The organism is Nocardia transvalensis, from assembly GCF_015477765.1.
GTDB lineage: Bacteria > Actinomycetota > Actinomycetes > Mycobacteriales > Mycobacteriaceae > Nocardia > Nocardia transvalensis_A.
This window is the reverse complement of sequence record NZ_JADLQQ010000003.1, coordinates 218,516-241,797: the sequence shown is the minus strand read 5'-3', so window position 1 is coordinate 241,797 and position 23,282 is coordinate 218,516. Positions and strand designations below refer to the sequence as shown.

Annotated in this window: 17 protein-coding genes and 1 tRNA gene; 7 read left to right on the top strand and 11 right to left on the bottom strand. The window is 69.3% G+C overall.

Annotated elements, in window-relative coordinates; genetic code table 11:
* Nucleotides 1-30 precede the first annotated feature (30 nt).
* Nucleotides 31-1,395, bottom strand: a complete 1,365-nt coding sequence (locus tag IU452_RS09120; protein WP_195108514.1) for a DUF3662 and FHA domain-containing protein — start codon at nucleotides 1,393-1,395, stop codon at nucleotides 31-33.
* A gap of 214 nt (nucleotides 1,396-1,609) precedes the next feature.
* Between IU452_RS09120 and IU452_RS09115 the strand changes: the two genes are divergently transcribed.
* Nucleotides 1,610-1,692 (top strand) — tRNA-Leu (locus IU452_RS09115).
* Nucleotides 1,693-1,740: 48 nt separating this feature from the next.
* Here IU452_RS09115 and IU452_RS09110 read toward each other — a convergent pair.
* Both IU452_RS09110 and IU452_RS09105 read right to left on the bottom strand, forming a co-directional pair.
* Complete coding sequence (locus IU452_RS09110) at nucleotides 1,741-2,457, bottom strand: hypothetical protein (RefSeq protein ID WP_195109035.1); 717 nt, start codon at nucleotides 2,455-2,457, stop codon at nucleotides 1,741-1,743.
* 99 nt (nucleotides 2,458-2,556) lie between these two features.
* Nucleotides 2,557-3,216 (bottom strand): phosphate signaling complex PhoU family protein, encoded by a 660-nt coding sequence (locus IU452_RS09105; RefSeq protein ID WP_195108513.1) that lies wholly within the window; start codon nucleotides 3,214-3,216, stop codon nucleotides 2,557-2,559.
* A gap of 207 nt (nucleotides 3,217-3,423) precedes the next feature.
* On the opposite strand from IU452_RS09105, the gene IU452_RS09100 reads away from it, so the two are divergent.
* The gene (locus IU452_RS09100; RefSeq protein ID WP_228817260.1) at nucleotides 3,424-4,806 is read left to right on the top strand and encodes a hypothetical protein; all 1,383 of its coding nucleotides are present in this window, start codon (nucleotides 3,424-3,426) and stop codon (nucleotides 4,804-4,806) included.
* Nucleotides 4,807-5,454: 648 nt separating this feature from the next.
* On the opposite strand, the gene IU452_RS09095 is transcribed toward IU452_RS09100, so the two are convergent.
* Nucleotides 5,455-6,429 carry a stage II sporulation protein M gene (locus IU452_RS09095; protein ID WP_195108511.1) on the bottom strand — a complete coding sequence of 325 codons (975 nt, stop codon included), beginning with the start codon at nucleotides 6,427-6,429 and terminating at the stop codon, nucleotides 5,455-5,457.
* A gap of 76 nt (nucleotides 6,430-6,505) precedes the next feature.
* Here IU452_RS09095 and IU452_RS09090 point away from each other — a divergent pair, with 76 nt between their 5' ends.
* Nucleotides 6,506-7,324, top strand: coding sequence for an RDD family protein (locus IU452_RS09090; RefSeq protein WP_195108510.1), 819 nt, complete (start codon nucleotides 6,506-6,508; stop codon nucleotides 7,322-7,324).
* Nucleotides 7,325-7,353: 29 nt separating this feature from the next.
* Here IU452_RS09090 and IU452_RS09085 read toward each other — a convergent pair whose 3' ends face one another.
* The 5 genes from IU452_RS09085 to IU452_RS09065 all read right to left on the bottom strand — a co-directional run bounded on the left by IU452_RS09085 (nucleotide 7,354) and on the right by IU452_RS09065 (nucleotide 12,252).
* Complete coding sequence (locus tag IU452_RS09085) at nucleotides 7,354-8,649, bottom strand: DUF58 domain-containing protein (protein WP_195108509.1); 1,296 nt, start codon at nucleotides 8,647-8,649, stop codon at nucleotides 7,354-7,356.
* A gap of 4 nt (nucleotides 8,650-8,653) precedes the next feature.
* Nucleotides 8,654-9,637 (bottom strand): AAA family ATPase, encoded by a 984-nt coding sequence (locus tag IU452_RS09080; RefSeq protein ID WP_195108508.1) that lies wholly within the window; start codon nucleotides 9,635-9,637, stop codon nucleotides 8,654-8,656.
* Nucleotides 9,634-10,659 (bottom strand): DUF4129 domain-containing protein, encoded by a 1,026-nt coding sequence (locus IU452_RS09075; protein ID WP_195108507.1) that lies wholly within the window; start codon nucleotides 10,657-10,659, stop codon nucleotides 9,634-9,636. The genes IU452_RS09080 and IU452_RS09075 overlap by 4 nt, the downstream gene beginning before the upstream one ends.
* Entirely contained in the window at nucleotides 10,656-11,573 is a 918-nt protein-coding gene (locus IU452_RS09070) for a hypothetical protein (RefSeq protein ID WP_324192520.1), read from the bottom strand. Before IU452_RS09070 ends, IU452_RS09075 begins: the two co-directional genes overlap by 4 nt.
* Before the next feature lie 133 nt (nucleotides 11,574-11,706).
* The gene (locus tag IU452_RS09065) at nucleotides 11,707-12,252 is read right to left on the bottom strand and encodes a TetR/AcrR family transcriptional regulator (RefSeq protein WP_195108506.1); all 546 of its coding nucleotides are present in this window, start codon (nucleotides 12,250-12,252) and stop codon (nucleotides 11,707-11,709) included.
* An 85-nt stretch (nucleotides 12,253-12,337) separates the two neighbouring features.
* Between IU452_RS09065 and IU452_RS09060 the strand changes: the two genes are divergently transcribed.
* A complete protein-coding gene (locus IU452_RS09060) occupies nucleotides 12,338-13,912 on the top strand; it encodes an MFS transporter (RefSeq protein ID WP_195108505.1) in 1,575 nt (524 codons plus the stop codon).
* A gap of 58 nt (nucleotides 13,913-13,970) precedes the next feature.
* Nucleotides 13,971-14,306, top strand: a complete 336-nt coding sequence (locus tag IU452_RS38840; RefSeq protein ID WP_324192519.1) for a cytochrome P450 — start codon at nucleotides 13,971-13,973, stop codon at nucleotides 14,304-14,306.
* Between the two features lie 29 nt (nucleotides 14,307-14,335).
* Here the strand turns inward: IU452_RS38840 and IU452_RS09050 are convergent, their stop codons facing one another.
* A complete protein-coding gene (locus IU452_RS09050) occupies nucleotides 14,336-15,001 on the bottom strand; it encodes a PhzF family phenazine biosynthesis protein (protein WP_228817075.1) in 666 nt (221 codons plus the stop codon).
* Nucleotides 15,002-15,175: 174 nt separating this feature from the next.
* Nucleotides 15,176-17,038, bottom strand: a complete 1,863-nt coding sequence (locus tag IU452_RS09045; RefSeq protein WP_195108504.1) for a DUF4407 domain-containing protein — start codon at nucleotides 17,036-17,038, stop codon at nucleotides 15,176-15,178.
* Nucleotides 17,039-17,274: 236 nt separating this feature from the next.
* Between IU452_RS09045 and aroQ the strand changes: the two genes are divergently transcribed.
* Both aroQ and gltB read left to right on the top strand, forming a co-directional pair.
* Nucleotides 17,275-17,907, top strand: a complete 633-nt coding sequence (gene aroQ / locus IU452_RS09040; protein ID WP_195108503.1) for a gamma subclass chorismate mutase AroQ — start codon at nucleotides 17,275-17,277, stop codon at nucleotides 17,905-17,907.
* Between the two features lie 691 nt (nucleotides 17,908-18,598).
* Nucleotides 18,599-23,251, top strand: a complete 4,653-nt coding sequence (gene gltB / locus IU452_RS09035) for a glutamate synthase large subunit (RefSeq protein WP_195108502.1) — start codon at nucleotides 18,599-18,601, stop codon at nucleotides 23,249-23,251.
* Nucleotides 23,252-23,282: the final 31 nt, after the last annotated feature.

Sequence of the window (23,282 nt, the reverse complement as noted above, 5' to 3'; positions counted from 1 at the left end):
ATCGTGACCTGCACCGGCGAGCTTACGGGATCAGACGATCCGGATCAGGATCTCCGAATGTCCGGCGCGGATGACATCGCCGTCGGCGAGCTGCCAATCCTGCACCGGAGAGCCGTTGACCAGCGTCCCGTTGGTCGATCCGAGATCGGACAGCATCGCGACCTGACCGTCCCAGCGCACCTCGATGTGGCGGCGGGAAACCCCCGTATCGGGCAGGCGGAAATGCGCGTCCTGGCCGCGGCCGATGATGTTGCTGCCCTCGCGCAGTTGGTAGGTGCGCCCGCTGCCGTCGTCGAGTTGCAGGGTCGCCGAGTAGCCCGATCCGCTGCGCGCGGCCGCCTGCGGGGCCGGGGCATACCCGGCCTGCTGGCCGTAGCCCTGCTGGGCGTAACCGGGATCGGCATAGCCCTGGTCGTAACCGGCCTGCTCGGCGTAGCCCTGCTCGTAGCCGGGCGCCGCTTGGGCGTAACCCTGGCCCTGGTAGCCCTGCTCGTACCCCGGCGCCTGGGAATAGCCCTGCTGGCCGTAGCCCTGGTCGGCGTAACCCTGGTCGGCGTAGCCCTGCTGGCCGTAGCCGCTCTGGTCATAGGCCTGCTGGCCGTAACCCTGGTCGGCATAGCCCTGGTCGTAGGCCTGCTGGCCGTAGCCCTGGTCGGCGTAGCCCTGCTGGCCGTAGCCGCCCTGGTCGTAGGCCTGCTGCCCGTAACCCGCGCCACCCTGCTGGTAGTCGTAGCCGTTCTGATAGTCGTAGCCGGGAGACTCCGGCGCGGCATAGTCCGCTGCACCCGGGTACTGCCCGCCGCGCCCGTACTCGTCGCGATAGCCCTGCGGACCCGGACGGCCCGCGGGCGGGGGTGCGTACCCGCGGTTGCGTGGATCGGACTCCGCGGGCTCACGGCTGGGGTCGTAGCCTGAGTTCTGCGTCATGGGGCCAGCTCCTGGTTGCGGGTGTGCGGTTCGTTGTGGGGGTCGTCCAGGTCGGTCGTTCGGTTGGCTGGGCACCGGGGGGTTCCCGCGGCCCACGTCCGGGTCCACCCGGCCGCGCGTCCTGAACTGTCCGGTGTGCAGCGTAGGGGATGCCTCGAATTCGACGTGTACTTCGCCGTAGGTCTGCCACCCCTGATCGCGGATGTAGTCCTGCAGATGTTTGGCGAAGGCACGCGTCGTGAGTTCGTGATCGGCATCCAGTTGCTGCAGGTCCGACGGGTTGATGGTGATCACGTAGCTGTTCGGAGCCAGCAGATGCCCACCCTCGAGCTCGCTGACCTGATCGGCGGCCTCGCGCTGCAGCGCCGCCTCGACTTCCTGTGGCACGACGCTGCCGCCGAAGACGCGGGCGAAGGCGTCACCGACGGCACCCTGCAGGCGGCGCTCGAAGCGCGACACGATGCCCATTCGGCCTCCCTTCGGTGCGCTTCGGTCGACTGTCACCATTCCGCGACACGCCAAATGGGCGTGTCGGCGAATGGACACGGTGATTGCATGATATCCACGATCGTCCACACCTGTAACTCTCGGCGGGCCCGTGGAGTTCCCGCGCGTTGATCGACCCCTTGACCAGGCGATTTCATTTCGGCCTCGAGTGCGTGATAATGTCTCGGAGTCGCTCGGGCGAGTGGCGGAATGGCAGACGCGCTGGCTTCAGGTGCCAGTGTCCTTCGGGACGTGGGGGTTCAAGTCCCCCTTCGCCCACAGTAGGCATGACGCCGCAGATCGAATTCGATCTGCGGCGTTCGTCGTTCATGAGGTCAGCGTGGCCTTCTCGGTGGGTGTCGCGCCGTTCACACATTCCTGGTACGGGTTGGGATTTCCCTTCTGCTGTCGGCATTCCCACGTCACCCCGTTGACCGTCACCGAGACGGCCCGGCCGCCGTTCCATCCCGTGCGCCGGGCCTGCTCGGCGTAGGCGTCGGTCACCGCGACCGCCGATCGGCAGGCCGCGTCGTCCTGGGTGGTGATGGCATGCACCGCCAGCCCGTCGGCGCCCGTGCCGCAGAAGATGTCGAAGCTCTGCGGTTGTCCGGGTGCCGGAGTCCCGACCGGGACGCGGGGGGAGCGGCGCTGGGCTTTCTCGGTGGGCGACAACGTGTTCACGCATTCCCGGTACGAGGGCACCTCGGCTTCGTAGGACCGACAGGTCCATGGCGTCTCGCCCACATGGACGAGCAGGTCGTCCGCCCCGCGCGCCCGGGAGTCGTAGGCGGCCAGCGCCGCATGGGCCGTCCCACAGGCCGCATCTCCCGTCGTGGTGAGGGCGAAGACGTGATAACCGGAGTCGTCTCTGCCGCAATCGACCGGCGCGGTCCGCAGTGCCTCGTTCGGTCCGGGTTTCGAGGATGCGGCCGCCGCGGTCGTGGGTGTGAGCCCGAGCGGATTGCCGGAGGGGTCGCCGCATGCCGCCGCACCGGCAAGGGCAACGGTGGAGAGAAGAAGTCCTGGCACATGAACGACTCGCATGCGACCTCCCGATGGTTGGGCGAACCACGTGGTCAATCAGCCAAGCATCCGAATGGTAGCAATTTTTTGGCAATCAGAAGCGGATGTGCCGCATCGGGTTCAGGGCTCGGCCGGCTCGGCGGACGGCGGAATGCCGGTGTGGAAGAAGCGGATGAGCCGTCCGATCCGGACACAGTGTTCGGCGCAGCGTTCGTAGTGATGGACCAGCAGTGCCAGATCGACCGCCAGCGCGCTGCCGTGCGACCAGCCCGGGGCGGACAGAAGGTGCAGCACGTGCCGGCGGGTCTCGCCGAGTGTGTCGTCGGGAGCGACCGGAACCGGGCCGGGCGGATTACTCGCGGCAATCGCGTCGACGACGGCGGCCGCGAGTACGGTTGTGGCACGGCCGATTTCGGTCAGCGGGGCGAGGATATCGGGCGGGGCCACCGGATGCGGATAACTGCGCACCACGTAGTCGGAGATGCCAGCGGTGAGCCGGCCCATCTGGGACAGGTCGTCGGCAATTCGGCTGGCGCTCAGCACTTGTCGCAGATCCCGGGCGACCGGGGCCTCCAGGGCGAGCAGGATCACCGCGCGGTTCTCGCAGGCACCGTATTTCTCCTGCAATTGCTCGTCGAGGGCGAAAACCTCGTAGGCGGCGGTGAGATCGGCCTCGGCCACCGCCACGGCCAGGCGGTCGGTGGCCTCGTGGGCGAGGCTCGCCAGCGCGGCCAGCTCACGGGTCAACGCCGCGAGCTCGGAGGAGAATTTCGTCCGCACGCGGATATCTTCGCTTTTCGGGCTCGGCGTCGCAGGGGTTGGCGGAAAAATGGGGGACGGTTGGGGGCGTGATGATCGATACGAATGGAGTTGGTGCGCATTCGTATTCGGCAGGGCAGGATCGCTGGGGTGTTTCGATCAACTGTCCAGCTCCATCCTCGCCGGACCCGCGCCGTCGGTGTGCTGGCCGTATTGATCGCGGGCGCAATGGCATCGGTCACACCGGCAGCCGGTGCGGGAACGCCGTGGGGCCCGTTCGCCGCACCCAATCCCTATCTGGGACCGCAGGGTTCGGCCACCATGCACGGCGACGCCGGGAACTCCGACGCCACACCCCTGCCCGGCCCCGGTGCCCGCGGGGGTTCGGCCACCGTCTATCCCTTGGCGTCGGCCTGCCCGACGTTGCTACAGGGATCGGACGGGTTGGTGGTCGCGCTGTGTACCGCGATCGCAGGGCAGGTGCCGACGGTGCATCTGATCGATCCGGCCGCGTCCGGGCCGGGCGGTTTCGCGACGTCGCTGGCGAGCCTGCCGCTGGCCAAGGGCGGACTGCTCGGCGGGGTGTACGCCTACCTCGATCAGCACGATCGGCTGGTGGTGGTCGACGGCCATCGGCGGCTGCTGCGTATCGGGCACGACCGCGATGCGGGCGGGGCCTGGCGCCTGCGGATCGAGGAATCCATCGATCTGACGGATGCGGTGCCGGAGGGTGACAGCGTCGTCGGCCTGGTGCCCGACTCGTTCGGCGCGGTGTGGTTCGCCACCGCGCGGGCCGTCGTCGGCCGGGTGGACGCGGCCGGCCGGGTGACCCGCCTGATGCTGCCGGAGGGGGAGCAGGTGGCCAACAGCATTTCGGCCACGCCGAACGGGAGGGTCGCGGTCGCAACGACATTCGCGCTCTACGAGTTGAACACCGACGAGGCGGGGCGGCCGCGGATCCTGTGGCGCGCACCCTACGACCGCGGACCCGGGCGCAAGCCGGGGCAGCTCAGCTGGGGCACCGGATCCACGCCGGTCTATTTCGGGCCGGGGACCGGGGCCGATTATGTGGCCATCGTCGACAATGCCGCGGGCCCGGTGCACCTGCTGGTGTTCCGGTCCGGCACCGGGCAGCCGGTGTGCGCGCAGCCCGTGCTCACCCGGGGTGGAGCGGGCAGTGAGAACGCCCCGATCGGATTGGGGCGTTCGGTGGTCGTGGCCAGCACCTACGGTTACCCGTATCCGGCTCTGCCCGAGGGCGCCGGTCCCGCGACGCCGCCGAGTGCGCCGTTCGCCGGCGGCATGACGCGGGTGGACATCGATGCCGCCGGCTGCCACACCGTGTGGGACAACACCGTGCGCAGTTCCGCGGTGCCTATCCTCTCGGCCGCAGACGGGCTGGTGTACACGGTGGCGCGGCACGGTCCCGACACCGCCACACCGCTCGACGGATTCGACTTCACCGTGGTCGATCCCGAGACCGGCGAGGTGCGGTCGCGCAGCCCGCTACCCGGCACGATCGTCGAGGACCCGCTGCAGACCGCACCGCTGGTCACCCGCGACCGCCGGATTCTGCAGGGCACGATCAGCGGCATCCTGGCACTGGGCTGAAACCGGGCCGAGGTGTGATCTTCGTCGCATCCGGATCGCGCCCGGCGGGGTCGAGCGCGGCACGAGAAGGGTTGCGGGCGAACAGTTATACGCACCCGGATCGTTATTCCACCGTCATAAAAGAAGTGGACATCAGCGAACTGAGCGCATTGCCAATCTCATGTCTCGTATAGACCCGAAATAACAAACTTTGAGTATGTTTTCTCGTTGGCAACCTTCCGGACACTAGGTGTCCAACCGGAGAACGGCCAGTTAGGAAGGGGTAGCTGCAGTGCGAAACGGCTATCGGTCGGATTATGGCAAATGTGAATCATGATCATCCTCGCGAATCTCCGAGGGGTGAATCGGATGAACCGGAGCCATCGGGCGCAATCGCATCGAAGGGCGTTCCGAGCCTCCGTACAACGGACGCTACGAATTTGCGAGAGGGTCCGAGCCGCCCTGCCCGACGGTCGGTTTCGGGCCGGTCACGTATACGCCGCGCCCCCGCGTGGGAGGTTGCATCGGGATAACGATTGTGTAGAGTTGTCGCCAACGCTGGCCGCAGCTGAGCTGGACTCGCTGCGGCCAGTGGTCCTCAAATCCGGGGCCCTCGGCCCGGTTCGAAATCCCCCCGCCGCACCGCGATCGCGGTGACCGAGCGCTCGGTTAGCCGATGATGCGCCGATCGGTAACTGCCGACTCGAGCGCCGCACGCCGACCGGCCCCGAACACATAGGCGAGGAAGCCGATTTCGGCCAGGAGACCGATACCGAGCCGCACCGGCGCGGGCCAGCCGCTCGGCGTCACGAAACCCTCGATCAGACCCGACACCAACAGCACGACCACCAGGCCCAGGGCGACCGTCGCCGTCGCCCGGCCCTGCCGTGCCAGGGCCCGGGCCCGGCTCGCCCGGCCGGGATCGACCAGCGTCCAGCCCAGCTTCAGGCCCGCCCCGCCGGCCACGAAAAGTGCTGTCAGCTCCAGCATTCCGTGCGGCAGGATGAATCCGAAGAAGGCGTCGAGCCGACCGGCGTCGGCCATCAGGCCCGCGACCCCGCCCACGTGGGTGGCGTTCGCGACGAGGGCGAACACCGCAGGCACGATCAACACCCCGGTGAACAACGCGATCGCCGCCAGCCAGGCATTGTGGGTCCACACCTGCACGGCGAACGCATCGTGCGGATGTTCGGAGTAGTAGGCCTCGAAGGGGCCGCCGGGCCGGGCGAGAACCTCGGTGTCGGCAGGCAGGCCGAGGACCTTGCGCGCGGTGCCGGATCCGGAGGTCCAGACGGCGGATGCGGTCGACAGGGCGAGGAATGCCACGGTCACCGCCGCCCACCACGGCCAGGCCCGGTACACCGCGGCCGGGAACCGGTGGGTGAAGAACCGGCCCACCTCGAGCCACGCGTCGGTTCGTGTGCCGAGCACCCGGCCGCGGGCCCGGGCCAGCAGGGCGCTGAGCCCGCCGATCAGCTCGGGGTCGGGGGAGTGCGACTGCAGCCGCGCCAACTGCTGGGAGGTGCGGCGGTAGAGGGCCACCAATTCGTCGACCTCCGCACCGGACAGCCGCCGCTGCCGGCTCAATCGGTCGAGCCGGTCCCAGGAGGGCCGCTGCGCATAGGCGTAGGCGTCCACATCCATCGGTGACCTCCTGTGCGGATCTGCTGGCCTCGATCGTGCGCGAGCCCGTATCCGAAGACCCTAGGCTGAAGGGACCATGGCCGTCTTCACCACCGGCGAGGCCGTCGCCCTCGAACTGCCGATCGCGCGAATACCCACGCGGGCTGCGGCATTCCTCATCGATGTGGTGATACAGCTCGTGCTGGGCTGGATGCTGCTGGTGGGTGTGCTGACCCTGGTGGCCCGGCTGGAGCCCGACCTGGCATGGCTCGAGGCCGCGATGGTGGTCACCGTCGTCACGGTGCTGGTCGGATACCCGACCGTCTGCGAGACGCTGCTGCGTGGACGAACCCTCGGAAAGCTGGCGCTCGGTCTGCGCGTGGTGCGCGGGGACGGTGGGCCCATCGACTTCCGGCACGCGATCACCCGGGGGCTGGCGGGTGCGATAGTCGACTTCTGGATGCTGGGCGGGTTGGGGGCCGTCGCCGTCGTCACCTCGCTGTGCTCGCCGCGGGCGCGACGGGTCGGTGACATCCTCGCGGGCACGGTGGTCGTGCACGACCGTGCCCGAATTCCGCTGCCCGCCTTGGCCGCCGCCCCGCCCTGGCTGCTGGACTGGGCCCAGCAACTGGACCTGTCCGGTCTCTCGGAGGATCTCGCCCTACCGGTGCGTCAGTACCTGACCCGCTTCCGCACCCTCACCCCCGAAGTCCAGACCACCCTGGGTCACACACTGGTAACCGCCGTCTGCACCCGACTGCGCACCACCCCGCCACCCGGCTACCCTCCGCTGCACATCCTGGGCGCGGTCATCGCCGAGCGCCAACGCCGCACCCTCTCCCCACTTCTGCCCGCGCCAACCCCACAGCCGATCGTCGCCCCATCTCCCGACCCCGCCTGGCAGCGCCCCGCGTGACCACCCTCCACCACCCCTGAGCGGGGCGCTTATATGGCACCGGATTGCTTGAGTTCGAGGTATTCGTCGGCGAGGGCCTCGGGGAGGTGGTGGGGTGCGGCGGCAACTACGCCGATACCCTTGCGGCGCAACGATTCCTGGACCACCGCGCGCTCGGCCAGCAGGGTCTCCGCGGCGGCGGCGGTGTAGACGGCAGCGGGGGTGGTGCGGTTCGTCGCGGCCGCTGCTACGTCGGGGTCGGTGACCGAAACCAGGAGTACGCGGTGGCGCTGCGTCAGGACCGGGAGCACCGGAATCAGGTTCTCCTCCACCACCGCGCCGTCCAGGCTGGTGAACCAGACCACCAGGCTGCGGCGGCGGGCGTACCGCAGGGCGGTGCGGACCAGGCCGGGGGTGTCGGTGTCGACGGGCCGGGGGACGACACCGGCGAGGGCGTGCATCAGCTTGGGCGGCAGCCCTTTTCCGCTGCTACCGCGCACCTCCGCTCGGATCGCGCGGTCGTAGGCGAGCAGATCGACGGTGTCCCCGGCCGCCGCGGCCAGCCCGCCCAGCAGCAGGGCGGCCTCGATACTCACATCCAGGCGGGTGCCGCCGCCGACGCGGCCCGCGGCGACCCGGCCGGTGTCGAGCAGGATCAGCACGTGCCGGTTGCGTTCCGGCCGCCAGGTCCGGACGAGGACGTCGGTGGCGCGGGCGGTGGCCCGCCAGTCGATCGCGCGCACATCGTCCCCGGCCACGTATTCGCGAAACGAATCGAATTCCGAGCCCTGTCCCCGGGCGTTGGTCAGGTTGCGGCCCTCGAGGTGCTGCAGCTGCCTCACCTTCGAGGCGAGGATGCGTTCGCTGCGAAACGGCGGCAGCGCCCGGATCCGGGCCGGTACCTCGCGCCGGATCTGACGTCCCGCCAGGCCGAGCGGTCCGATCAGGCGCAGGGTGAGCGGACCGGCCACACGGTCACCGCGCCGGGCCGGAGTCAGTGCGGTGGTCAGCCGGACCTTGCTGTTGGGCGGCAGCGTCAACCGGTGGGTGCGGTGCGTGGCGCCGGCGCTGTCGGGCCAGTCGTCCCACAGCAGCGCCCGTACCGTGCGGTCACCGGTGTTCACCACCGTCAGTTCGACCTCCGCGCTGCCGCCCAGGCGCACCGTGGTCAACGGCTCTCGCGACAATTCCAGTCCGTTACCGCGCCCCGCGGCGGCCGTCTCGACACCGGCGAGCATCACGAGCAGGCCGGTCATCAGCACGACGCCGGGCCACGACGGCAGTGCGAACATGACGATCAACGCCGCGCCCGCGGCCACGGCGGCCAGCCGACCGGTGACGATCATCGCGCTACACCGGAACCGGGACGGACAGCAGCAGCGACGACAGCACGCCCTGGGTCGTGGCCCCGTCCAGTTCCGCCTCCGGGCGCAGTTGCAGGCGATGGCGAAGCACCGCCACCGCAACGGTTTTCACATCGTCGGGAGTGACATAGCCCCGCCCGCCCAGCCAGGCCAGGGCCCGCGCGGCCGCCATCAGCGCCGTCGCGCCGCGGGTGGAGGCGCCGTGCCGCACCGCGGGCGAGGTGCGGGTGGCCCGGCACAGATCCACGATGTAGGCGAGCACCTCCGGGCCCACGGTCACCTGCGCGACCGCGGCCCGCGCGGCGGCGATATGCGCCGGTGTGGCGACCGGCCGCAGGCCCGCCGCGACCAGATCGCGAGGGTCGAAGCCCGCGGCATGCCGCTGCAGAATGCGGAATTCGTCGTCGCGGCCGGGCAATTGGATGTCCACCTTGAACAGGAAGCGGTCCAGCTGCGCCTCCGGCAGCGGATAGGTGCCCTCCTGCTCGATCGGATTCTGGGTGGCGACCACGACGAACGGCTCCGGCAGCGGCTGCGGTTTGCCGTCGACCGACACCTGCCGCTCCTCCATCGATTCCAGCAGGGCCGACTGGGTTTTCGGCGGCGTGCGGTTGATCTCGTCGGCCAGCAGCAGATTGGTGAACACCGGTCCCCGGCGGAAGGTGAACTCGGCCGAATGCGGATCGTATATCTGCGAACCGGTCACGTCCCCGGGCATCAGATCGGGGGTGAACTGAACACGGGTGTGCTCCAGATCCAGCGCCGTGGCCAGCGCCCGCACCAACAGCGTCTTCGCCACCCCCGGAACGCCTTCCAGCAATACGTGGCCGCGGCACAGCAGCGCCAGCACCAGGAACATGACGGCGCGGTCGTTACCCACGACGGCCTTGCCGATCTCGACGCGCAGTGCGCCGAACGCCCGATGGGCGTCCTCGGCGGTCGGGGTGTGGTCGGTGTCCACCGTGGTCATCCGATCTCCGATTCGATCCAGGTCAATTGGGCGGCAACGTGGTGCAGGGCAGCGTCGTCGGGTACGGGGCCGAACAATGCGGCGCCGATCAGGTTCGGGTCCGCGCGCAGTCGCCCGGCGATCGCGGCGACGACCCGATCCGGCGGCGCCTCGGGCGTCAGACCCAGCTGCGGACGGATCCGCCGCAGCGTCGCCGTTCGCAGTTTCGCCGCGACATGATCGCGGTCCGCGGATTTCCGGTACAGCGCGGCCTGCCCATCGAGCAGTTCGTTCGCCGCCACCTCGACCGGACGCGGCTCGCCGACCAGCGCGCCGCGGCGACGGGCACGCCACCACACCACGAGCGCGGCGCAGATCACCCACTGCACGAAACCGTAGGCCAGCCAGCTGGGCCACCGCCCGAAGATGGAGTCGTCGCCTGCACCGATCTCCGGCCGTGGCAGTTCGGGTCGGCCGTCGGGCGGGGGAACGCGCTGTGGTGGTGGCGCGGTCGGTGCGGAGGCCAGATGCCACAGCAGGTACGCGATCAGCAGGAGTAAGAGCACGGCGGCGACGACGGCCCAGAATGTCGGACTGCGCAGCAGCTGTGGCAGGGGTGGTGGGCGCCAGCGCAGCGATCGGGTCCGGCGCGCGGTGGTCTCGACCGGTTCGGGCGGCGGTGGCGGTGCGAGGGAGAAGTGGTCGGCGCGGGCCAGCCGCTGATATTCGTCCTCGGTGGCGGTGCGTCCGCCGTAGACCACCTCGTCGAAACTGCGTGCGGCGCCCGGTAGTTCGACGGCCTGGTCGGGCACGGTGGCGACGGCGGCATCGGCGCTCTCGCGAGCCGTGCGCGAGCGCCGCACCTCGAGCACGCCGCCCTGCTCCAGGCCGCGCACCACCGCGCGGAACCGTTCCCGCAGCGCGGTGTCGTAATCGTGCCGTGCGGCGGCCTGTTCCGCGGCGGTGCGGTGCGTGCCGGCCGGTCCGAGCGACGGTGGTGCCGGGGCGACGCGTTCGGTATGTGGTTCTTCGGTGTCGCTCATGATCCTGGCCCAGTGGAGCCGGGGGTGGCCGGAATCCGCACGTCCCATGCCTCGCGGCGGCAGCGCCGGTCCACGTAGCTCACCACGCGGGTGGCGGAATCGACCACCTCGGCGAAGGCGCCGATCAACAGCGTCGCCGACGTCGCGAGCGCGATCACCGCCCATCGGTGGGTGCCGGAGTAGTCCGAGATGAACAGCAGCACACCCAGCAGCGGCACCAACAGCACCACCGGCAGCAGGCGCAGGTACAGCCACACCCAGGCCAGCTGCCATTCCCCGCCCCCGGCAAGGACTTTCGACCGGGCCGCCGCCGTCCCGAGCGGGACGGATTCGGCGAACAGCACCGGCACGACGACGAAACGGCGCGCCCGCAGCCACCCGAGCCAGACCGCCGCGGGCAGCAGCGTGATCAGCAGCGGCGCACCCAGCGCCAGGACACCCACGCCGATCAGTGTGTAGAGCAGGTGGAACGCCACCAAAGGCCGGACATGTGCCCGCAGGTGGGTGAACACCTCTCGCCGACCGATCGGCCGCCGATGAACCTCTGCCAGTCCGATCGGAGTGACCACCCCGCGCACGAAAAGGCGCAGCAGCCAAGCCAAGACGGCCGTGGAACCGATTGCCGACCAGGCCGTTCCGGCATCGGAGCCGTCGGTCGCCACCGATCCTGCGCCGGTGAGCGCGACCGCGAGGACCGCGGCGGGGACGAAGGCAGCTCCCACCAGTCCGGCCAGCAGTCGAATGTGCGCCTGAATCAACGCGAACGGAAGATCCAGCAGCTCCCGAATGTTCAGGGGCCGGATCGGAATCGGTTCGCCCACCTCCGGCCCCGAATCGGCGGGACGCGCGGACGCCGCATCGAAAACCGCCGGACTGGACGACAGACCGGCCCGGTCGACGGCGGCGGGACACACGCGCCCGAGTCTATCCGGGCACCTGCACTCCCGGAGGGTTCGCGTGCACTGGGTGGTCGGCAACGCGGGCGCCGCGAATCCCCGCGATGACCGTCGGCAATGAGCGGGCGCGATACGACGGGTCCGGTCGCGATCAGCGGTTGAGCAGGCGATCCACCACGGCGCGGTAGCGGACCGGATCGACTGGGGGCAGGCCGAGCAGGGCGTGCAGGTAGACGCCGTCGCCGACCAGCCGGATGATCTCGGCTCGGACGGGATCGTCCACCTCGGCGTCCAGGCCGTCCTTCCAGGACGTCATGACGTCGGCGAGGGCGCGCTGGACCTCGTCGTCGTGCTGATCGTGGGGGCCCTCGACCGTGCGCATGGCCGCCACCATCGACCGGTACAGCGCCAGCTCCAGCGCGTCGGAGTCGTTGTCCGGGTTGGGGGTCTGCAGATACCACTCCGCCACCGACTTGCCCTGTGCCACGGCATGGTCCAGCTGCGCGGTGGCCCGTTCGCCGAGTCTGCGCACGAGCCCGGCCAGCAGCGCGTCCTTGCTCTTGAAGTGGTAGAGCAGTCCGCCCTTGGAGACGCCGGCGGTGGCGGCCACATTCTCCAGCGTGACCTGGGACATGCCCTTGTCCAGCAGCAGCGTCTCGAGGGCGTCGAGGATCCGATCGCGGGTGGTTGTCGTCACGACTCGCAACTGTACCGTCCGGACGGTAATTCTGTTACTGTACCGTCTGGACGGTTAGAAGATTTGCACGAAAGTCGAGAAGACAATGACCACCGACCACGCCATCGCGACCCCGCGCCGGGCCACCGCCCGCGACTGGGCCGGGCTCGGCGTCCTGGTGCTCGCGCTGCTGCTCATCTCCGTGGACGCGACGGTGCTGGATATCGCGGTCCCCGCGATCAGCGCCCACCTGGCCCCGACCACGCCACAGCTGCTGTGGATCATCGACGTCTACTCGTTCGTCCTGGCCGGATTGCTGGTGACGATGGGCGCCCTCGGCGACCGCATCGGCCGCCGTCGGCTGCTGCTGGTGGGTGCGGCCGGATTCGGCCTGGCCTCGGCCGTGGCCGCCTGGTCGGTGAGTCCGGAGATGCTCATCGCCGCCCGGGTGCTGCAGGGCGTCGCGGGTGCGACCCTCATGCCCGCCACCCTCGGCCTGATCCGGGCCATGTTCACCGATCCGCGCCAGCGCACGATCGCGATCGCGGTGTGGAGCGCGATGGCCGGTGGTGGTGCGGCGCTGGGCCCGCTGCTCGGCGGCTGGCTGCTCGAGCATTACTGGTGGGGATCGGTGTTCCTGGTCAACCTGCCGGTGATGCTGGCGTTGGTGGCGCTGGGACCGATCCTGGTGCCGGAATCGCGCGATCCGAATCCGGGCCGTTTCGATCTGCTCGGTGCGGGGCTCTCGATGCTGGCACTGGTGCCGGTGGTGTACGCGGTCAAGGAGATCGCCGCGCACGGTGTGGATTTCACGACGCTCGGCATCGCGGCCGTCGGCGTGGTCGCCGGTGTGCTGTTCGTCCGGCGTCAGCGCAGCCTGGCCGATCCCATGCTGGATCTGCGGCTGTTCGCGCTGCCCCGCTTCCGCATGGCCGTGCTGACCAATCTGTTGTCGGTGTTCGCGCTGGCCGGTGTGCTGTTCTTCGGTTCGCAGTATCTACAGCTGGTGCTCGGTCGCTCGCCGCTGGACGCGGGTCTGCTCCTGCTGCCGGGCATGCTGGCCAGCATGGTGGCGGCGCTGGCCTCGGCGTGGCTGGTGCGGCTGTGGCGGCCGGGCCTGGTCCTCGGCGCCGCGCTCGTCGTCGCGGCGGTCGGTGCGTCGCTGTTCCTGTGGCTGACGGCCGATCCGACCGGCGGAGTGTTCCCGTTCGTCGCGGGCTTCTTCCTGGTCGGTGCGGGTGTCGGTGTGGCGCTGACGATTTCGTCGGATCTGGTGGTCGGCTCCGCCCCGGCCGAGCGCGCCGGTGCCGCCGCCGCGGTCTCCGAAACCGCCTACGAGGCCGGTGTGGCGCTCGGCGTGGCCGTGCTCGGCAGCGTGGTCATGGCGGTGTTCCGCCACGGCCTGGACGTGTCGGCGGTGCCACAGGATCGGCTGACGGCGGCCCGCGAATCCCTCGGGGGCGCCGCCGAAACCGCTCGCCATCTCCCCGAGCATGCCGCCGCGACCCTGCTGAACTCGGCCCACGAGGCGTTCGTCTCGGGCGTCCACGTCGCCGCGCTAGCCACCGCCCTGATCCTGCTGGTGGTCGGCATCGCCGCCATCCGCTCGGGAACCGCGACGGCGAGCCCGGCGCGCGAGCCCGCCGCCGACTCGTCCGATCGGCCGAGGGTCGCGTTGTAACCGACCAGCTCGAGGTCACGGGGATTTTCACGGATCGGTTCGCCGGCGTCGATTTACAGTGTTGTTCGAACGCACGGCGACCGGCGATGCCGTGATCGCCGGTCACCGCCTGGCGCCGGGTGACAAGATCGCCGCTCTGCTCGGTGCCGCGGGCCGCGATCCGCGCGTCTTCGCGGACCCGGACCGGCTCGACATCGGCCGCACACCCAACCCGCATCTCGGATTCGGCGCCGGAATCCACTACTGCCTGGGATCGTCCCTGGCACGAGTCGAGGTGGCCGCGGCCTTGACGGAACTGGTTCGGCAGCTGCCGTCCCTCGAGCTCGCCGCAGAACCGAGGCAACGCCCGGAATTCGCGATCCGGGGAGTGGAGGTGCTTTCGGTCACCGCATAGCGGCCCGCGCCCCTCTGCGTGTGGCGGGCTCAGACTTCGGCGCGGCGCACCCGGCCTCCTATCTCGATCGAACCGTCGGGATGGGGATGGGTGAACAGTTGTGAGCCGCGGCCCTGGGTGATGGTGAGCGGGCGGGCGAGTTCGGCGGTCAGCAGGAGCGCGGCGGCGCCGGTCGCCTCGTCCTCGTCGATGCCGTCGCCGCGGCCGGGGAATCCGCGGGCTCGGACGTGACCGGTGGCTTCGTTCTGCCACGCCCACGCGTAGATCCACTCTCCTGCAGGTGGGACGTCCAGTGCGTCCACGGCGGCGGCGGAGTCGTAGTGCCGCAGGGTGCGTGCCGGTGCCCATTCGGGGCGGGCGGTGATCCAGGTGCGATCGCCGTCCTGTCGTGTCTCGACGCGGCCTGCGCGCGTGACGAGTTCCGTCTTCTTCAGCAACCAGGCCGTGCCGACGCAGGGGTGCCCGGCGAAGGGGAGACGCCCCGACGGCGTCCAGATATCGATGACCCCGGCCGCGGGATCGTCCACGAAGACCGTCTCGCTGAATCCGAGGGTGCGGGCCACGGACAGTCGCTCGGCATCGGTGGCCGGGGCGCTGCCGTCGCGGACCACGCCGAGCTCATTGCCGAACCCCCAGTCGGGTCCACAGAAGACGCTGACTACCTCATGAGCGATCACTCGCACAGTCAAGCGCATCGCCGGATGGTCACGCGCCGACCGTGGCGGGAGCCATGGGTGTCGGCTATGACGGTTCGGGTCGGCGCGTGCTTCGACACTGCGGAGCGTGTCACGAAAAGGCGTGGTACCTGGCCTTTTCGATGTTCAACGTGAAACAAGTTGGTGTCCAACCCGTTTCGAATGTGTCGCAGGTTACTCCTGGCCCGTTCCGGGTGGGAGTTCGCGGGGACCGCGGTATTCCAGTTCCGGGTTCCGGCGCCCCGCCACTGCGTCGCGCTGCTCCGGCGTCGGCAAACCGTGCTCGGTCCCGCCCTGGGGGAGGGCCGAATAGCGCGGGTCGTGAGACGTCCGGTGATAGGGAGCGTCGACGACCTGAGCGGCGACCTGCTCGGCGTAGCCGGGCTGCCCGGCCTGCACCTGATACGGCGCTCCCGAATCCTCGGAATTCACCGTGACCTTGCGGGTGCGGCGCAGGGTGAAGGTGATCTCCTCGGCCTCCTCGAACGCCTGCTGCACCCTCCGCAGCGGCTGGGCGGCGGTATCGAGGGCATTGGCGACGAAGGACGGGACCAGCGGCCGGATCCAGCGCGCCGCGGTATCGGTGAAGGGCACCGTGCCGATCACCGGAAGTTCCAGGCCGCCACCCTTTTTCGCGGCGGGATGCGGTCCGGGACCGGCCGGGGCCAGCGCGCCCGCGGCACCCGCCGGGGCGATCGCCCCGGAGCCGATCCGGGCGGGCAGGTTGGGCGGCTGGGTCACATTCCCCTCCTCGGGCACGGAACTGTCCTTTCGGTCCCCGGCCGGGCCACCGGCCGGAAGGTGGGCGAGTGCCTCGAATTCGGCCACCGCGCGGCGCTGCGGCTCGGTGACGCCGATCTCGATATTGCCGATGGCGGCGATGATCCGCTTGCGCTGGCGCTCCCGATCGATGGCGGTGTCGGCGTGGGCGGCCAGCCGGGCGGCGGCCAATTCCTGTTCCGCGCGCACCTTTTCGGTCTCGGCCTGGATCTCGGCGCGTCGCACGGCGGTGGCGGTGGCGGCGGCCTGCTCGGCGCGTTCGGTCACGGTCCGGGCGGCGATCCGGCGATCGAAGGAGGTTTCGCCGCGCCACCACCGCAGCACCAGCGGCAGCAGGGCCAGCAGCACGCCCACCACGATGGTCGCCAGCCGCAGCAGCAGCGCGCCGCCGTGCCCGACCGTGTAGTCGTGCATGGCCAGCCAGCGCGCGCCGAGCCCGCGATCACCGGTGTGGAAGGCCGCGGTGCGGGCCTGGTCGAGGGCCTGCTGCCGCTCGGCGATGCGGGTGTCCAGCGGCTGAATCCCGTTCTGCGCGGCGGTCAGCCGGCCGCGCGCCTCGTCGAGCATCGCGTTGCCGACCTGCGTCTCCGGTCCGCGCCCGGGCACCCCGGTGATCTTCGTCTGCGGGCACTGCGGCGTCGGGTTGTATTCGCAGCGGGCGATGACCAGCGCCTGGTCGACATCGGTCTGCGCCTTGGCGATCGCCTGGTCCAGTGCGGCGCGATCGGCCCGGGCCTGGTCGAGCTGGGTGCGGGCGGTGACCACGGCGGGCGCGGATTCCGCATCGCGCCTGGACCTTTCGTCCAGCGCCCGATCCACCGTCCCGCCGAGCAGCACGGTGCTCGCGAGTTCGGCGATCAGCACACCGGCCACCGCCGCCACCGCGATCCTCCCGAGCAGCTCACCGCGCCGGCGCGGCTGCGAATCGCTGCGACCGGACAGCGATGCCGTCGCCACGGCCCGCGAGACGGCACCGAACACCAGCACCGCGAGCAGCGCCGCGACGACGGTCACCAGCAGCGGCCAGCGCGCGGCCGACCCGGCCAGCGTCACGACGACGCCGCAGAGGGCGGCGAACAGCGCAACCACCGTGCCGGACATGGCATAACCGGCCCGCTCGTGCCGGTCGGTGACCTCCGGACCGGCACCGCCGAGCCAGGTCAGCAGCCCGACCGCCGCGGTGCGGGAAAGTCGGGGAGAAGAAGGGCCGCCGGAGGTCGGTGCAGTGGATGGTTCGGGGACGTGGGGGGCGGTCATGGGATCTCACATCCTCTAAGTCCCAGTGATTTTCGCATGCACGGACGATTCGTGACCCAGCGTGACAGGCAGGCGCGGGTTCGGCCGAGTGTGGCGGCGGGTATGTGGTCAGCCTCACAACCCGGGGGTGGGCGCCGTATCCGCGGTGATGGCAGATACCTACTCTCGGAGGGTGAATGCTTTCCGGGCGGTGCAGGTCGGCCGGTATTCGAGGCCCGACGACAGGAGGGTGGGTCATGCGCGTCCGAGCGCTGCTGTTGGCGGTCGCGGTGTCTTTCGGGGTGACCTCCGTTGAGGTGCTGCCCATGACCTCCGACCGGCTGGCTCCCGTCGCCCGCGCCGAGGCCGGTGAGCCGGGCCGGGTGGCCGAGGGTCTGGATCGACTGGTGGGTCTGGTGTTGCAGCGGCTGGAAACCGGGGATGCGGTGGCCGCGGCCAAATGGGCGACCGCGCAGGCGAGCGGGAGCGAGCCGGTGATCGACGATCCCGCGCGGGAGGCGGAGGTCTACGACTCGATGGCGCGTGCCGGTGCCGAGCTGGGACTGCCGGGGGGTTGGGTGCGGCAGGTGTTCCTCGGGCAGATCGAGGCCAGCAAGATGGTCCAGCACGGACTCATAGCCCGGTGGCGCTTCGATCCGGCCACCGTGCCGACCACGCCGCCGAATCTGGCCGCCGTCCGGCCCGTGATCGACCGCGTGAACGGCGAGATCCTGCGGGAGTTGGCCGCGCATCGGGCCGAACTGTCCGGTTCACACTGCGTCGTACGCCTCGCGAGCAGCGTTTTTCCCATGCTGACGTCCGGACGGGCGGATTCGCTGCATCAGGCGGCGCTGGTGCGCGCCACCGCCGCCCTGTGCGGTCCGGCGTGATGTGACATATTGCACAGCCAGCGTTTGCTGAAGTTGTGCTGCAGGCCACAGCGGCAAAGCATGCCGTACGGTCTGAACGTTAGCGTAGCTCGTCGTTCTGGTATCCAGAATGTCTCGTTGAGATGTCGGATAAGTTAGCCGCCTTACATTCCGGTTTGTCTGTGACTCGCGGTGGGAATTCTGTTGCGATGCAGGTGAGAGGCTGTTCCGGAACTCTCGGCCCGGTTCCGGACGCGATGTCGCTCGGCTATGGAATGCAGTGGCGAATCCGACTCAAGTATCCGCGTTGCCTGCTTTACACTGGAGAACGCGCAGGTAGTGGAGGACCGATGAAGAAGCCCAGGTAGACGCCATTATTAGCACAACCTAAGTTGGTTGGGCTCAGGTCCTGACTTATCGTTTGCTCTTGACGCCGGACACGAAATGTCCGGCTACACCGCCCGATTCGGCCACGAGCCAGTGGCGTACAGCCTACCGGGCGACAAACGGCGCGGCGCGTAAGGAACTCGTAAGTTCCGCAACCGCCGAGCACCCGACTAAGACATCCGAAGCGGGTGGACAACTGGAGAGTTGACTGCACGGGATGACCATCAGCGCCGCTGGTCTCCAAGACGTCCGGGCGCAGTCTAGACGGAGGCGTTCGACGAAGGCCCGATTTCTTCGAAGGCCTGATTTTTTTGAAGGCAGAGGCATGACGCAACTTCCTGGCCACAGGTCCCCTGGACCCATCGGTCTCTACGACCCGGCGAACGAGCACGACGCCTGCGGCGTCGCATTCGTCGTCGACATGCACGGCCGCCGCAGCCGCGACATCGTCGACAAGGCTATTACGGCATTGCTGAACCTGGAGCACCGCGGCGCCGCCGGTGCGGAACCGAACTCCGGTGACGGCGCCGGCATCCTGATCCAGGTCCCGGACAAATTCTTCCGGGCGATCGTCGACTTCGAGTTGCCGCCCGAGGGCTCCTACGCCACCGGTATCGCCTTCCTGCCCCAGGCCCGCCGCGAGGCCGCCCGCGCCTGCTATCACGTCGAGAAGATCGTCCGCGAAGAAGGCCTCGAGGTGCTGGGCTGGCGCGAGGTGCCGATCGACGAGTCCTCCCTGGGCGCGCTCTCCCGCGACGCCATGCCGACCTTCCGGCAGATCTTCCTGGCCTCGCCGAAGGATTCGGCCGAGCAGCTGACCGGCATGGACCTCGAGCGCCGCGCCTACGTCGTGCGCAAGCGCGTCGAACACGAACTGGGCCGACTGGGACCGGGTGAGGGGGCGGTCGGCAAGGAGACCGTGTACTTCCCGAGCCTGTCCGGTCAGACCTTCGTCTACAAGGGCATGTTCACCACCCCGCAGCTGCGGGCGTTCTACCTGGACCTGCAGGACGACCGGGTGGAGTCGGCGCTGGGCATCGTGCATTCGCGCTTCTCCACCAACACCTTCCCGTCCTGGCCGCTGGCCCATCCGTTCCGCCGCGTCGCGCACAACGGTGAGATCAACACCGTCACCGGCAACGAGAACTGGATGCGGGCCCGCGAGGCGCTGCTGAACTCCGATGTCTTCGGCATCGACCACGAGGGCAACAACCGGCTGGAGAAGATCTTCCCGGTCTGCACCCCGGGCGCCTCGGACACCGCGCGCTTCGACGAGGTGCTGGAACTGCTGCACCTGGGCGGGCGCAGCCTGCCGCATGCGGTGCTGATGATGATTCCGGAGGCGTGGGAGCGACACGAGTCGATGGACCCGGCCCAGCGCGCCTTCTACCGCTACCACTCGTTCCTCATGGAGCCGTGGGACGGACCGGCCTCGGTGTGCTTCACCGACGGCACGATCATCGGCGCCGTGCTCGACCGCAACGGCCTGCGGCCCTCGCGCGTCTGGGTGACCGACGACGGCCTGGTCGTCATGGCCTCCGAGGTCGGTGTGCTCGACATCGATCCGTCCAAGGTGATCAAGAAGGCCCGCCTGCAGCCGGGCCGCATGTTCCTGGTCGACACCTCGCAGGGCCGGATCATCCGCGACGACGAGATCAAGGCGCAGCTGGCCTCGGAGTACCCGTACCAGGAGTGGCTGGACAACGGCCCGACCAAGCTGAGCGATCTGCCCGACCGCCCGCACGTGCACATGGTCCACGACCGGGTGAAGATCCGGCAGCAGATCTTCGGATACACCACCGAGGAACTGAGCCTGCTGATCTCCCCGATGGCCACCACCGGCGCCGAGGCGCTGGGCTCGATGGGTACCGACACCCCGATCGCGGTGCTGTCGTCGCGGCCGCGGCTGCTGTTCGACTACTTCTCACAGCTGTTCGCGCAGGTCACCAACCCGCCGCTGGACGCCATCCGCGAGGAGGTCGTCACCAGCCTGCGCAGCATGATCGGCCCGGAGGCCGACCTGCTGCACCCGACCCCGGAGTCCTGTCGCCAGATCACGCTGACCCAGCCGATCCTGGACAACGACGAGCTGGCCAAGCTCGTGCACATCAACGACGACGGCTCGCATCCGGAGCTGCGCTCGGTGGTCGTGCACGGCCTGTACCCGGTGAAGAAGGGCGGCAAGGGCCTGCGCAAGGCCCTGGACGCCATCAACGAGCAGGTGTCGGCGGCCATCGACGGCGGCGCGCGGATCATCATCCTGTCCGACCGCGAATCGAACGAGAAGCTGGCGCCGATCCCGTCGCTGCTGCTGACCTCCTCGGTGCATCACCATCTCGTGCGCGAGCGCACCCGCACCAAGGTCGGCCTGGTCGTGGAGGCCGGTGACGCCCGCGAGGTGCACCACATGGCCATGCTGGTCGGCTTCGGCGCGGCCGCGATCAACCCGTACATGGCCTTCGAGTCGATCGAGGACATGCTCGAGCGCGGCGCGCTGCAGATGCCCGGCAGCACCGGCGATCTGGCGGCCGACTACCGCAAGGCGGTCGCGAACTACAACAAGGCGGCCGGTAAGGGCGTGCTGAAGGTGATGTCCAAGATGGGCATCTCCACCATCGCCTCCTACCGCGGCGCGCAGCTGTTCCAGGTCGTGGGCCTGTCGCAGGAGCTGTGCGACAAGTACTTCACCGGCCTGACCTCCCCGCTGAACGGCATCGGCCTCGACGACATCGCCGCCGAGGTCGCGGCCCGGCATCGGATCGCGTTCCTGGAGAACCACAACGAGCGCGCGCACCGCGAGCTCGAGGTGGGCGGTGAGTACCAGTGGCGGCGCGAGGGCGAATACCACCTGTTCAACCCGGACACGGTCTTCAAGCTCCAGCACGCCACCCGCACCGGCCAGTACAAGATCTTCAAGGAGTACACCAGGCTGGTCGACGACCAGTCCGAGCGGCTGGCCTCGCTGCGCGGTCTGTTCAAGTTCAAGTCGCACGGCCGCAACCCGATTCCGATCGAGGAAGTCGAGCCCGCGAGCGAGATCGTGAAGCGGTTCTCCACCGGCGCGATGAGCTACGGCTCGATCTCCGCCGAGGCGCACGAGACCCTCGCCATCGCCATGAACCGCCTCGGCGGCCGGTCGAATTCCGGTGAGGGTGGCGAACATCCGGCCCGCTTCGAGGTCGAGGAGAACGGCGACTGGCGGCGCAGCGCGATCAAGCAGGTGGCCTCGGGTCGCTTCGGCGTGACCGCGCACTACCTGACCAACTGCACCGATATCCAGATCAAGATGGCCCAGGGCGCGAAACCCGGTGAGGGCGGCCAGCTTCCGGCGCACAAGGTGTACCCGTGGGTGGCCGAGGTGCGGCACTCGACGCCGGGTGTCGGCCTGATCTCGCCGCCGCCGCACCACGACATCTACTCGATCGAGGATCTGGCGCAGCTGATCCACGACCTGAAGAACGCGAATCCGCAGGCGCGCATTCACGTGAAGCTGGTCGCGGAGCCGGGCGTCGGCACCGTCGCCGCGGGTGTCTCCAAGGCCCACGCCGATGTCGTGCTGATCTCCGGCCACGACGGCGGCACCGGCGCCTCGCCGCTGACCTCGCTCAAGCATGCGGGCGGCCCCTGGGAGCTCGGCCTGGCCGAGACCCAGCAGACGCTGCTGCTCAACGGCCTGCGCGACCGCATCGTGGTGCAGGTCGACGGCCAGATGAAGACCGGCCGCGACGTCATGATCGCCGCGCTGCTCGGTGCCGAGGAGTACGGCTTCGCCACCGCGCCGCTGGTGGTGTCGGGCTGCATCATGATGCGCGTGTGCCACCTCGACACCTGCCCGGTGGGCGTGGCGACGCAGAATCCGGTGCTGCGCGAGCGCTTCACGGGTAAGCCGGAGTTCGTCGAGAACTTCATGCTGTTCATCGCCGAGGAGGTGCGCGAGCTGCTGGCCTCGCTGGGCCTGCGCTCGCTCGACGAGGCCATCGGCCGGGTCGACCTGCTCGACACCACCAAGGCCAAGGAGCACTGGAAGGCCAGCAAGCTGGACCTGTCGCCGATCCTGACCGACGCCGAGACGGCGTTCATGTACCAGGACCGGCGCTGCACCAAGCCGCAGGACCACGGCCTGGACAAGGCGCTGGACAACCAGCTCATCGCCCAGTCCGCCGATGCCCTCGAGCGCGGCAAGCCGGTCAAGTTCGAAACCAAGATCACGAACGTGAACCGGACGGTCGGCACCATGCTCGGTCACGAGGTGACCAAGCTGTACGGCGGCGCGGGCCTGCCCGACGACACGATCGACATCACCTTCACCGGTTCGGCGGGCAACAGCTTCGGCGCCTTCGTCCCGGCGGGTATCACCCTGCGCGTGCTCGGTGACGCCAACGACTACGTGGGCAAGGGCCTTTCGGGCGGTCGGCTGGTCGTGCGTCCGTCGCTCAACGCCCCGGCGAAGTTCGCGGCGGAGGAGAACATCATCGCGGGCAACGTGATCCTGTTCGGCGCCACCAACGGTGAGGCCTACATCCGCGGTGTGGTCGGCGAGCGCTTCGCCGTGCGCAATTCGGGTGCGGTCGCGGTGGTCGAGGGCGTGGGCGATCACGGCTGCGAGTACATGACCGGTGGCCGCGTGGTGATCCTCGGCGAGACCGGGCGCAACTTCGGCGCGGGCATGTCCGGCGGCATCGCCTACGTGTACAACCCGAACGGCACCTTCGAGAAGAACATCTCGAGCGAGCAGGCCGATGCGATCGAGCCGCTGTCCGGTGACGACTTCACCTGGCTGCGCGACATCGTCGCCCGCCACCGGGACGAGACGGGTTCGGCCGTGGCCGAACGCATCCTGAGCGACTGGTCGCAGCAGGTGAACCACTTCGTGAAGGTCATGCCGCGCGATTACAAGAAGGTTCTGCTCGCCATCTCCGAGGCGGAGAAGGCGGGGCGGGACGTGGATGAGGCGATCATGGAGGCGGCTCGTGGCTGAGTTCGCAGGATCGGCGACGGGGACGAGGCGC

Excerpts from the sequence above, each read along its gene's own strand:
- IU452_RS09120 (WP_195108514.1), bottom strand. The coding sequence starts at position 1,395 with ATGGGCATCGTGTCGCGCTTCGAGCGCCGCCTGCAGGGTGCCGTCGGT.
- IU452_RS09110 (WP_195109035.1), bottom strand. The coding sequence starts at position 2,457 with ATGCGAGTCGTTCATGTGCCAGGACTTCTTCTCTCCACCGTTGCCCTT.
- IU452_RS09100 (WP_228817260.1), top strand. The coding sequence starts at position 3,424 with ATGGCATCGGTCACACCGGCAGCCGGTGCGGGAACGCCGTGGGGCCCG.
- IU452_RS09095 (WP_195108511.1), bottom strand. The coding sequence starts at position 6,429 with ATGGATGTGGACGCCTACGCCTATGCGCAGCGGCCCTCCTGGGACCGG.
- IU452_RS09090 (WP_195108510.1), top strand. The coding sequence starts at position 6,506 with ATGGCCGTCTTCACCACCGGCGAGGCCGTCGCCCTCGAACTGCCGATC.
- IU452_RS09085 (WP_195108509.1), bottom strand. The coding sequence starts at position 8,649 with ATGATCGTCACCGGTCGGCTGGCCGCCGTGGCCGCGGGCGCGGCGTTG.
- IU452_RS09080 (WP_195108508.1), bottom strand. The coding sequence starts at position 9,637 with ATGACCACGGTGGACACCGACCACACCCCGACCGCCGAGGACGCCCAT.
- IU452_RS09075 (WP_195108507.1), bottom strand. The coding sequence starts at position 10,659 with ATGAGCGACACCGAAGAACCACATACCGAACGCGTCGCCCCGGCACCA.
- IU452_RS09060 (WP_195108505.1), top strand. The coding sequence starts at position 12,338 with ATGACCACCGACCACGCCATCGCGACCCCGCGCCGGGCCACCGCCCGC.
- IU452_RS09050 (WP_228817075.1), bottom strand. The coding sequence starts at position 15,001 with ATGCGCTTGACTGTGCGAGTGATCGCTCATGAGGTAGTCAGCGTCTTC.
- IU452_RS09045 (WP_195108504.1), bottom strand. The coding sequence starts at position 17,038 with ATGACCGCCCCCCACGTCCCCGAACCATCCACTGCACCGACCTCCGGC.
- aroQ (WP_195108503.1), top strand. The coding sequence starts at position 17,275 with ATGCGCGTCCGAGCGCTGCTGTTGGCGGTCGCGGTGTCTTTCGGGGTG.
- gltB (WP_195108502.1), top strand. The coding sequence starts at position 18,599 with ATGACGCAACTTCCTGGCCACAGGTCCCCTGGACCCATCGGTCTCTAC.